The 11,062-nt window shown below is 72.4% G+C and carries 7 protein-coding genes; 6 read left to right on the plus strand and 1 reads right to left on the minus strand.

The window, feature by feature from the left end:
- The first annotated feature begins 156 nt into the window (after nucleotides 1–156).
- The 5 genes from MHW47_RS09155 to MHW47_RS09175 all read left to right on the plus strand — a co-directional run bounded on the left by MHW47_RS09155 (nucleotide 157) and on the right by MHW47_RS09175 (nucleotide 4,209).
- The gene (locus tag MHW47_RS09155; protein WP_239222148.1) at nucleotides 157–960 is read left to right on the plus strand and encodes a TauD/TfdA family dioxygenase; all 804 of its coding nucleotides are present in this window, start codon (nucleotides 157–159) and stop codon (nucleotides 958–960) included.
- Nucleotides 961–1,142: 182 nt separating this feature from the next.
- The gene (locus MHW47_RS09160) at nucleotides 1,143–1,289 is read left to right on the plus strand and encodes a hypothetical protein (protein WP_239222149.1); all 147 of its coding nucleotides are present in this window, start codon (nucleotides 1,143–1,145) and stop codon (nucleotides 1,287–1,289) included.
- A gap of 16 nt (nucleotides 1,290–1,305) precedes the next feature.
- Nucleotides 1,306–2,499 carry a cupin domain-containing protein gene (locus MHW47_RS09165; RefSeq protein ID WP_239222150.1) on the plus strand — a complete coding sequence of 398 codons (1,194 nt, stop codon included), beginning with the start codon at nucleotides 1,306–1,308 and terminating at the stop codon, nucleotides 2,497–2,499.
- Nucleotides 2,496–3,404: an aldo/keto reductase gene (locus tag MHW47_RS09170; RefSeq protein ID WP_239222151.1), complete on the plus strand. Its 909-nt coding sequence runs from the start codon at nucleotides 2,496–2,498 to the stop codon at nucleotides 3,402–3,404. Before MHW47_RS09165 ends, MHW47_RS09170 begins: the two co-directional genes overlap by 4 nt.
- Nucleotides 3,385–4,209: a phosphotransferase gene (locus tag MHW47_RS09175; protein ID WP_239222152.1), complete on the plus strand. Its 825-nt coding sequence runs from the start codon at nucleotides 3,385–3,387 to the stop codon at nucleotides 4,207–4,209. Before MHW47_RS09170 ends, MHW47_RS09175 begins: the two co-directional genes overlap by 20 nt.
- A gap of 200 nt (nucleotides 4,210–4,409) precedes the next feature.
- On the opposite strand, the gene MHW47_RS09180 is transcribed toward MHW47_RS09175, so the two are convergent.
- Nucleotides 4,410–5,762: an MFS transporter gene (locus MHW47_RS09180; protein ID WP_239222153.1), complete on the minus strand. Its 1,353-nt coding sequence runs from the start codon at nucleotides 5,760–5,762 to the stop codon at nucleotides 4,410–4,412.
- A 759-nt stretch (nucleotides 5,763–6,521) separates the two neighbouring features.
- Here MHW47_RS09180 and MHW47_RS09185 point away from each other — a divergent pair.
- A partial coding sequence (locus MHW47_RS09185) for a type I polyketide synthase (RefSeq protein WP_239222154.1) occupies nucleotides 6,522–11,062 on the plus strand: 4,541 nt, incomplete at its 3' end.

Here is an 11,062-nt window from a genome sequence, read left to right on the forward strand (position 1 = left end):
TCCTGCGATGTGCGAGCCGGGCCTTCGGAACGTAGCACGCTTGCGTCAACTCTCCGCCGCTCCAACCGATTTGTCCGAGTCGACAATCAGTCGCTTTACCCCGCCCGCCCGGCCTCCCCACTCTGAACACATCGACCCGATCGAAGGAGGACGGCGATGCTCGACGCCTCAGCAATCTCCGAGACGCTCTTCGTGGACCACTACGTCAACATCCGCGCCCCGCACGCCGGTGACGTGATCGCTGCCCAGCTTCGTAAGACCGGCCTGGTCACCCTGGACGGGCTGCTGACCCGGCAGCAGGTCCTGGAATGCGCCTCCCGGCTGATGGTGATAGCGCCCCACCCGCACGGCGCACCGGACGGCCTGACCCTGATCCAAGACACGGGCAGCCATGCCCACCGCAGCGGCTTCGCCGGCCTCGGCAATGGCGAGCTGCGGGCCCACACCGAGAGGTCGAGCGCTCCCAGGCCGCCGCGCCTGCTCCTTCTGGTGTGCCTGCAGCCGGCGTCCGCCGGCGGCGAGACGCTCCTGGCCGACGGACGTGACGTCCACGCCCGCCTCGCCGACGAGAACCGGGAAGCGGCAGTCGCGCTCTGTCGGCCCCGGACCGCCTGCTTCGGGGCAGGTGCCGGTCACGCCGCCCAGGTCTTCACCGTCCAGGCGGACGGACGGGTCGCCGTACGGCTGCGCCAGGACGGTCTGGCCCGCTGGAGCCCCATCGTCCAGCCCCACCTTCCTGCCCTTCGCAGCGCCATCGCCGACAGCCAGCAGCGCCTCACGCTCCGGGCCGGACAGGGCTACCTGCTGGACAACCACCGCTGGCTGCACGCCCGTACGCGCTTCGCCGGAGACCGCAGACTCCTGCGTGCCCTGGGCGACCCCAGCTCCGCCCTTCCCGACGGCTTCGACCCACACCCGGCGGCCGCCGTCCTGCCCAGGACCAGCGAGCCCGTCTCATGAAGCCGCCGCGCCCCCGAGGAGACGACCGACGCTGGTGAGGGGACACGAAGGCCCCTCCGTCCGGCTCCGCCCGCCACGGGAAAGGAGGGAGTGGAACGGATCAACCGGCCATAGCCCATGGACGGGTCGAGCACCGTCCGGGGCGGGTCCGCAACAACCCTTCGTCCAACCCAGGAGGAGCAATGCCGAACAGCACCGCCACCACCCCGACGAGCGGTCCGGCCCAGGCCGGACTGGTCAAGGCACGCCGCAGGATCCAGGCCGCCCGCGAGCGCGGCGTCACCCCGTCCGACGGCGGCAGCACCGGCCGCACCGACACCAACGACTGATCCGGGAGGAGACGCGTTGTCGCCGCTGAACCTGGCGGCCCACCTGGGCCAGGACGAGTTCCTGGCCCAGGTGTTCCACCGCCGGCACCACCATGTCCCCGCCGTTCTCCCGAACCCGTCCGAGCTGATCTCCTGGGACGACGTCAACACCATCCTGGCCACCCACCGCCTGGAGCCGCCCCGCTTCCGCCTGTCCGCGGACGGCAAGATGCTGCCCGCCCACCTCTACACCGCCCCGGTCACCACCCGCAGGCACACCGTCTGGCAGCGCCTGCACCCCGCCGAGTTGCACGCGCGGCTCGCCGATGGCGCCTCCCTGGTCATCGACGCCGTCGACGAACTCCACCCCTCCGTCGGCCGCTCGGCGATGGAGCTGGAGCAGTGGCTGCGCACCGGGGTGCAGGCCAACCTGTACGCCTCATGGACCGCCCGTGAAGGCTTCGGCGTGCACTGGGACGACCACGACGTCATCGTCATACAGATCGACGGCGCCAAACGCTGGAAGCTGTACGGCCCCACCCGCACCGCCCCTATGCACAAGGACACCGACGAACCCGTGCCCCCGCCCGAGGACCCGGTCACGGAACTCGTCCTGCGGCCGGGAGACGTGCTGTATCTCCCGCGCGGCTGGTGGCACTCGGTGGCCGCCTCCGAAGGTGAACACTCCCTCCACCTCACCTTCGGCATACAGACCACCACCGGCGCCCAGCTCCTGGCCTGGCTCGCCGACGACCTGCGCCGTCACGACGTCCTGCGCGAGGACCTGCCCGTGCACGCGCCGCCCGGGCAGCGGGCCGCCTATCTGGACCGGCTGCGCAAGGAAGTCGTCGCCGCCCTGGACGATCCACGTCTCATCGGCCGGTACACGGCGATGCGTGACAGCACCGACCTTACCCGGCTTCGGCCGAGCCTGCCCCACATCACCGGCGTCCCCGCCGACCCGGAGGTACGGGTCAGGCTCACCACCACACGAGCACGTCTGGAGCCCGCTGCCGACGGGGCCGGGCCGGCATTCCGGGCCTGCGACAACGAGTGGGAGATGGCGCAGGAGGCCCTCCCGCTCCTCCAGCGCCTCACGGCCGCCGCACCCAGCGCCGTGTCCATCGGTGAGCTGGCCGAGGCATCACGTATCTCTGTCACGGACGCGGCGGCGGTCGTCTCCGAACTGATGAACGGCCAGGCGATCACGGTGGAAGGAGGTGGACGATGACGACGGCGGCCCTGGGGCTCGGCACCTACCGCATCCGCCCCTCCGCACTGAGCGACGCCGCCGTCCGAGCGGCCTCCGACCCCGCCACCGCGTGGATCGACACAGCGCCCAACTACCTTGGCGGCACGGCCCAGACAGTACTCGCGCCCGCCCTCGCAAGGCATCCGGTCCCGGTCGCCACCAAGGTCGGACACCTCACCCGCCAAGCCGCGAAGGACGCCGAATCCGACGGAGCCATCACCTCCGAGGACGCGAAGCGCGGACACTGCCTGAGCGCCCCGTACATCCACTGGCAGTGTGCCCGCAACCGCACCGAACTCGGCCGCGACCGCCTGGACCTCGTCTTCACCCACAACCCCGAACAAGCCGGCGACGACCCGTACGAAGCCCTGCACGGCGCCTTCACCGCCCTCGAAGCAGAAGTAGCGGCTGGAACCCTGACCGCATACGGAGTCGCTGCCTGGGACGGCTTCGACACCGGCACCCTGAGCGTCCCGGCCCTGCACCGGCTGGCCACCGAGGCAGCGGGCACGGACCGGCATCACCTACGCGCCGTCCAGCTGCCCGTGTCCCTTGTCAACGCAACCGCCCTCGCCCAGGCGCTGGAGGGCGACGGCCCGATCGCCCAGGCGGCCGACCTCGGGTGGCAGGTGTACGCCTCCGCGCCCCTCTTCGGCGGCGAACTTCCCCACCTGGCCACCCGCGAACTCACCGCACTGCTGAACCCCGAACTCACCGTCGCCCAGGCGTGCCTGCTCGCCGCAGCCTCCTGCCCGGGAGTGACGCGGATTCTGCTCTCCGCCTCGACCCCGGCTCACTGGACCGAAGCCCTGGCCGCCCTGCGAAGCCCGGCCATCCCGGTCCCCACGCTGCGAAAGGTGCTCGATGTACTCGCCGCCGGCTGACCCCACGGACCGGCAGCGCATGCGCCGGGCCTTCGCGCGCTCGGCACGGGTGCTGGGCGCCACGATCGCCGGCCCCGAGGTCTGGGGCTGGCACGGCCGCACTCTCAGCGTCCGCGTCCAGCACCCGGAACGGGGCACCTGCTGGCTGAGACTGCTCTCCGCACCACAGGACAAGGCGGCCGGCAAGATCTGGGACGGCAACCGTCAGGCCGCCGTACTGTTCGACGGATACGTCAACAAGCCCCTGCTGTACGACACCACCGAGTCGAGCAGCGACGGCTACGCGTACCGATCGGAACTGCACCAGTACATCGACGAACCCGTCTCCTCCCCCAGTCCCGTCCTGCGCAGAGACCCGAATCCGCCGCCCGCGTGGTGGGACTCCCTCCGCACCGACCTCGACCACGTGAGCGCCGCCCCCGTGAACCGGATGGCCGTACGGCAGGAATGGGTGGACCGCACCGTCCCTCGCTTCCTCGACGTGCCCGGCCCTCGGATCACGGACTGGAGAACAGCCCACGGGGACCTGCACACCGCCAACCTCACCAGCCACACTCCCTACCTCCTCGACTGGGAAGGCTTCGGCCTGGCACCCGCCGGCTACGACGCCGCCATGCTCCTGGCGTACTCCCTTCTCGCCCCCGCCTTCGCCCGGCGCGTCCGCGACACCTTCCCCGTACTCAAGACCGAGCCCGGTCGCATCGCACAACTCGTCGTCATCACCGAACTCCTGCAGTCGGCCTCACGCGGAGACCACCCCGAACTCGTACCGGCGCTCCGCGCCTTGGCTTCGGAAGTGTCCTGACCGAGCTGCTGCGGCGAAACTGGATCGAAGGCTTCCGGCGAGGGATCACGCGCCTGTCGTCGCACTCGCGGCGCCGTCGGGCGCAGGGGCAGGACTTCTCGCACCGCCTGCACGAGGCGGGGCACCAGGCGTACTGCCTGGTGTGGCCCTGACGGCCCGCCCCGCCCCGTCTCTTCCCGGACTCCGGCCCGGCGGCCGGTCTACGCCGTGCGGCGCCGGGCGAACGTGATGGCCGCCGCCCCGGCCACACAGGCGATCGCGGCCGTCAGATAGGCCAGGTGGTAGCCGGTGAGCCGGTCGTCGCTCGTCGCCGCGACCAGCACCAGGACCGCGACACCGACGCTGGAGCCGATCTGCTGGGCCACGACGTTCACCGCACCGGCGACCGCGTGCCCCTCCGGCTCGACGCCGCTGAGCCCGGCGGAGGTCATCGAGGGGAAGTTCAGCCCCTGGCCGATGCCGCTGAGCACCAGCCCCGGCAGCACGTAGAGCGCGTAGCCGCCCTGGTGGGGGGTGGTGATCCACAGCCCCGTGCCGACCCCGATCAGGACCAGGCCGACCGCCATCAGCGTGTACGGGGTGTACTTCGCCAGCAGCCGCCCGGTGGCGTAGTTGGCGGTGAGGAAGACGGCCAGCGACATCGGCACCAGCGCCAGCCCGGACTCGAACGGCGAGTAGTCCAGCATGCCCTGGAGGTACAGCGGCGCGAAGAAGAGCATCCCGACCGAGCCCATGTACTGGAGGAAAGCCGCCAGGCTCGCCGCCCGTACCGAGGAGATGCGGAAGAGGCCGAGCGGCAGCACCGGGTCGGCGGTGCGCGTCTCGCGTACGACGAAGGCCACCAGGAAGACGGCCGCGGCGCCGAGCGCGCCCCAGACCACCGCTCCGCTGCTGCTCACGCCGACCACCAGCAGGGTGAGGCCGAGGGTGCCGGATATGGCGCCCGGCAGGTCCAGGCTCCCGCCGCGTCCGGCCCCGGCCGGCAGCCCCGGGCGCGTCGCCGCGAGGACCGCGACCCCCACCGCGACCGAGAACCACAGCACCGAGCGCCAGCCGAAGAACTGGGTCAGCACCCCGCCCAGCAGCACCCCGCCGCTGAAGCTCGCGGCGCCCACCGCCGCGTACACGCTGAACGCCCGGTTGCGGGCCGGACCGGCCGGGAACACCTCGGTCAGCAGCGCCAGCGCGGCCGGCCCTGACAGGGCCGCGCCGATGCCCTGCACCGCCCGCGCGCCGAGCAGCACCGCGATGTCGGGCGACACGGCTCCGACCAGTGCGGCGGCGGTGAACAGGGCGATTCCGGCCTCGAACACCCGCCGCCGGCCGAACACATCGGCCAGCCGGCCGCCCACCAGCAGGAAGCCGGCGAAGGTGACGGCGTAGGCGATCATGACCCACTGGAGCGTGGTGTCGTCCAGGTCGAATCGTTCCCCCACGGACGGCAGGGCCGCGTTGAGCACCCCGAGCCCGCTCACGTCCAGGGCGAGCGCCCCGGCCAGTACGCCGAGCGCCAGGCCCGGCCGTTGGTGCGGCTTCACCTCCGTGCCCGTCATGCTGCCCTCCCGGCGGGGGACGCCGCCGCGGGCCGTCGCTGCGGGCATCCGGGTAAAGGCGCGTCGGCACCGGCCGGGGCCGGTGTGTGGTTCATGAATTTCATGCCGAGCAGCTTGCAATGCCGTCCGGCCCCTGTCCAGGTGGCCCGATCCGGTCATCCCGGGGGTCAGATCGAGCCACTGTGCTTTTCCGTCCCGGCAGGCACTCTTGTTTCGCCATTGCCCGAATGGCACTCTGATGCACGCCGGTCGGGCAAGTGCCTCCGTCCACGTCCATCCGAATACCCCTCGACCTGGAGGTATCGAATAGGGACACGCGCCGACCGGCAGCGCGATGAGGTGTTCGGCTCCGCCCGCTCCTAATGCACTGCGCGGTCGCGGATCAGCACGACCAGGAATACCCGGTGGCTGGACCGCCGGCAGTGATTCTGAATCGGATCGCGTCCGATTCAGCCAGTACTGGTTGACGGGGGTTGGGTCTCGGTGCGCGTACTCGTATGTCGGCAGCCATGCCGCCCTGCCCTCGAGGGCACCCACCAGGGCGCCCCGGAGGCTGCCCGCCGGGTCACTCCGTACCTCACCCCACCGTCGACGGAACAATAATCTTCCGCTTCTCGCCCCGCCCATGACCGGACATCCGGCCCCGGCCGCCCTTTCGCGAGCCGGTGAATCCGGATGCGTCGTCCGGTGCGCACGCACGGGCGCCCTCACTCATTCCCGCCCTTCGTACATTTCAATTTGTCCTGCCGAGGAGCCGAAATGCCCCACGAGCACGCAGCACGAGATGTGCACTCCGTATCGGAATTCCTTCTTTCGCGCATCGCCGAAGTACTGGACGTGCCCCGGAACACGCTGGACCGGTGGGGGCCGATTCACCAGTACGGCCTGGACTCGCTGAAGATGGCGACTCTTTCGGCCTCGCTGTCCGAATTTCTCGGCCGGAAGGTGCCGCTCACCTGGATGTGGCAGTACCCGACCGTCGAGGCGCTGGCCCGTGCGCTCGTCGAGGGCCCCGAGGCGGCGGAGGAATCCGCCCCCGGCCGGGGTGAGCGCCGGGGCGCGGTCAACGAGCCCGTCGCGATCGTGGGCATCGGCTGCCGGTTCCCCGGCGGCCCGGACCCCACCTCCTTCTGGCAGTTGCTCACCGAGGGCCGCGACGCCGTGGGCCCGGTGCCGGCGGCCCGGCGCGCGCTGCTGGGCGACGCGGTGCGCTGGGGCGGCTTCATCGAGGACATCGACCGCTTCGACCCCCTGTTCTTCGGCATATCGCCCCGCGAGGCCGTCCAGATGGACCCGCAGCAGCGGCTGGTGCTCGAACTGGCCTGGGAGGCGCTGGAGGACGCGGGCGTCGCGCCGAACAGCCTCGTCGGCAGCGACACCGGGGTGTTCATGGCCTCCTGCTGGGGCGACTACGCGGCGCTGGCGCACTACCGCGGCCCGGACGCCCACATCACCCCGCACACCGCGACCGGCATGCACGACGGCATCATCGCCAACCGCGTCTCCTACATCCTCGGCCTCCAGGGCCCGAGCATGGCCATCGACGCCGCCTGCGCGGGATCGCTGGTCTCCGTGCACGTGGGGTGCCAGTCGATCTGGTCGGGCGAGAGCGAACTCGTGCTCGCGGGCGGAGTGAACCTGAGCTTCGTCTCCGACTACTACACCGCCATGGCCGCGATGGGGGCGCTCGCCCCGGACGGCCGCTGCAAGTCGTTCGACGCACGGGCCGACGGCTATGTGCGCGGGGAGGGCGCCGGCGTCGTCGTGCTCGCCCCGCTGAGCGTGGCCCTGGAACGCGACCTGCCGGTCTACTGCCTGATCAAGGGCAGTTCGTCCAACAACGACGGCCTGAGCAACGGCATGACCGCGCCGAACCCGCAGGCCCAGGAGCTGATGCTCCGCAACGCCTACCGCCGGGCCGGCATCGCGCCGTCCCTCGTGGACTACATCGAGTGCCACGGCTCCGCGACGCCGCTGGGCGACCCGATCGAGGCCAACGCCATCGGCGCGGTCCTGGGCGGGGACCGCCCGCATCCGCTGCGGCTCGGCTCCGTCAAGTCGAACGTCGGGCACCTGGAGGCGGCGGCCGGGATCGTCGGCCTGGTCAAGCTGGCGCTGTCGATGCGCAACGGCGTGCTGCCGCCGAGCCTGCACTACGCCTCCCCCAACCCGCAGATCATGTTCGACACCTACGGGATGACCGTCCAGGACCGGCTGGAGCCGTGGCCCCGGCGCTCCGACGCGCGCCGGGGCGGCGTCAGCTCCTTCGGCTTCGGCGGGGCGATATGCCACGTCGCCGTCGAGGAGCTGCCCCGGTCCGAGAGCTCGCTCCTGCTGCTGGCCGAGGACTCCGAAGAGGCCCTGGCCGCCCAGGTGTCCGCGCTGCGCGAGGCCGACGACCTGCGGGCGGTCTGCGCCCGGACGCCCGACGACGGCGGCTTCCGGCTCGCGGCGACGGCCCGTGACATGAACGAACTCCGGTCCCGGCTCGACGCGTTCACGTCCGGCACCGAGGCGGACGGGCTGAGCGTCGGACGTCCGGCCGGCGGCGGGGCGGAGCGGCGCGAGCCGCGCGTGGCGTTCCTGTTCTCCGGCAACGGCTCGCAGTGGGTGGGCATGGGCAGGCAACTGCTCGCCGGGATGCCGGTGTTCCGGCGGTCCATGATGCGGTCGGACCGGCGGATGCGGAAGCTGCTGGGCTTCTCGCTGGTGGACCAGCTGCTGGCCGCGGACGGCCGCATCGACGACATGGACGTCTTCCAGCCGCTGCTGTTCAGCATCCAGGTCGCCCTCACCGACGCCTGGCGGTCGCTGGGGGTCGAGCCGGACGTCGTGGTGGGGCAGAGCGTCGGCGAGTTCGCGGCCTCGCACGTCGCCGGCGCGCTCGACTTCGAGGACGCCTCGCTGCTGGCCGCGAGCCACGGCAGGCTCCTCCAGCAACTGGCCGTCGGCCGGGGCGACGGCATCGTCGTGATGACCGGCGCCGACGCCGCGCGGAAGTACCTGACCGGGCGGCTCGCCGTCGCCGGCCGCAACGGCCTCGCGTCCACCCTGGTCACCGGCACCCCGGAGGAGATCGACGCCCTGGTCGAGCGGCTCACCGCCGACGGCGTCACCAGCCACCGGGTACGGATGGGCCACGCGCCGCACTCCTCGCTGGTCGACCACGTCCTCGACCCGCTGCGCATGGAACTCGAAGGCATCCGGCCCCGCACGGCCCGCGTCCCGATGATCTCGACGGTGACCGGCGAGCCGGTGGACGGCGCGGAACTGGGGCCGGACTACTGGGCGGAGAACCTGCGCCGGGAGATCCGCGTGGTGGACGCGCTGACGGCCCTGCGCGGGCACGACGTGGACGCGGTGATCGAGATCAGCCCGCACCCCGTGCTCCTCAAGTCCGTGGCGGAGATCCTGCCCGGGGCCGCCACGCTGCCCTCGCTGCGGCGGGGCGCCGACGAGGCCGGGACGCTGCTCGGCTCGCTCGGCGCGCTGCACGCCGCCGGGCTCACCGTCCGGACCGGCCCGTTCACCGCAGGCGACCGGGGACGGCACGTCACGCCCGGCCGGGGCGAGGTCGCGCCCGACGAGCGGCCGTACCTCGTCCCCGTCACGGCGCGCACGGCGGCGGCGCTGGCCGACACCTGCCGCGAACTGTCCAGCCACGTCGAACGGGACACCGGGCTGCGCGTCTCCGACCTCGCGTACACGCTCGCCACCAGGCGCACCCACCACAGCCACCGGGTCGCGCTGTTCGCCCGCAACCGCCAGGACGTCCTGGACGGGCTCGCCCGGGTCGCCTCCGGCCGGCCGCACCCCGACGTCGTCACGGGCACGGCCGCCGGGAACACCGACCGGCGGGTGGCGCTGGTCTTCTCCGGCGGCGGCACGCAGTGGGTCGGCATGGGCCGGGAACTGCTGCGCTCGCACGCCGGGTTCCGGGCCTCGATGCGGGCCTGCGACGCGGCCGTGCGGGCGGCGGGCGGCTGCTCGGTGCTGGACGAGCTGGCGGCCCCGCCGGAGCGGGCCAGGTACGAGGAGATGGACTTCCAGCAGCCCGTCCTGTTCGCCCTCCAGGTCTCGCTGGCGAAGGTGTGGCTCGAACTCGGCGTCCGGCCGACGGCCGTCGTCGGGCACAGCCTGGGCGAGGTCGCGGCCGCCTGTGTGGCGGGTTCGCTGTCGCTGGAGGACGCCGCCCGCGTGGTCGTCGCCCGCTCGCACCTGCTGGAGCGCAAGGCGGCGGCCGGGGCGATGATCTCGGTCGACCTGCCGGAGCACAACCTGCTGCCGAGGCTGGCGCCGTACGCCGGGCAGGCCGCGGTCGCCGTGGTGAACAGCCCCACCAGCGCGGCGGTCTCCGGCACGCCCGAGGCGGTCGCCGCCCTGGAGGCGGACCTGCTGCGGGACGGCGTCTCGGTCCGGCGCATCCGCGTCGAGCGGCCCGTGCACGGCCCCGGCATGGACCCCCTGATCGAGCCGCTGCGCGAGAGCATCGACGGCATCACGCCGCTGGTCCCGGCCGTCGAGTTCCGCTCCACGGCCCTGTCGGGCGCGGTGAACCCGGTCGCCGACGTGGACTACTGGGTGCACAACCTGCGCGATCAGGTCCGGTTCGCCGAGACGATCGGCACGCTCGTGGACGAGGGCGTCGGCACGTTCATCGAGATCGGCCCGCACGAGACGCTGCGCGGCGCGGTCGAGGAGATCGCCCTGACGCGCGGCGCCCGGGTGCACGCGATCAGCTCGCTGCGGCGCAACGAGAGCGACGTCCGCTGCCTGCTGGAGGCCGCCGCCTCGCTGTACGTCAGGGGGCTGCCGCTGACGTACGACTCGCTGTTCGACGACGACGTCGAGGTCGTGGAGACCCCGCTCGTCCAGTGGCAGAAGGACCGCTACTGGCTGGAGGACGCGGCGCCCGGTCCGCGCGCCGCGCAGGCCCCGGCGCCGGCGGCCGTCCCCGAGGCGGCCCCGGCATCGGTCGCCGCCCCCACCACCGCCGCCACCGCCGTCGCCGCGCCTGCGGAGAGCAGGCCGCTGGAGGACGTCGTCCTCGACGAGATCGCCGACGCGCTCGGCGTGCCGGCCACCGGCTTCCACGACGGCGCCACCCTGCGGGACTTCGGTCTCGACTCGATGCTGGCCATCCGGCTGGTCAACCGGCTCCAGGCGCTGTTCGGGCAGCGGATCTCGCCCGTGGTGTTCCTGGACGGCCGCTCGCTGTCCGAGGTGGTCGGGCACGTCGTCGCCACGGTCGGCGGACCGTCCCCGGCCCCGGCCCCCGCAGCCCCCGCCCCGGCCCCGAC

Origin of the sequence: Streptomyces sp. OfavH-34-F, from assembly GCF_022347745.1 — a bacterium.
Classification (GTDB): domain Bacteria; phylum Actinomycetota; class Actinomycetes; order Streptomycetales; family Streptomycetaceae; genus Streptomyces.

Bases quoted from the DNA above. Each gene is read 5' to 3' on its own strand.
- MHW47_RS09155 (WP_239222148.1), top strand. From the start codon at position 157: ATGCTCGACGCCTCAGCAATCTCCGAGACGCTCTTCGTGGACCACTAC.
- MHW47_RS09160 (WP_239222149.1), top strand. From the start codon at position 1,143: ATGCCGAACAGCACCGCCACCACCCCGACGAGCGGTCCGGCCCAGGCC.
- MHW47_RS09170 (WP_239222151.1), top strand. From the start codon at position 2,496: ATGACGACGGCGGCCCTGGGGCTCGGCACCTACCGCATCCGCCCCTCC.
- MHW47_RS09175 (WP_239222152.1), top strand. From the start codon at position 3,385: ATGTACTCGCCGCCGGCTGACCCCACGGACCGGCAGCGCATGCGCCGG.
- MHW47_RS09180 (WP_239222153.1), bottom strand. From the start codon at position 5,762: ATGACGGGCACGGAGGTGAAGCCGCACCAACGGCCGGGCCTGGCGCTC.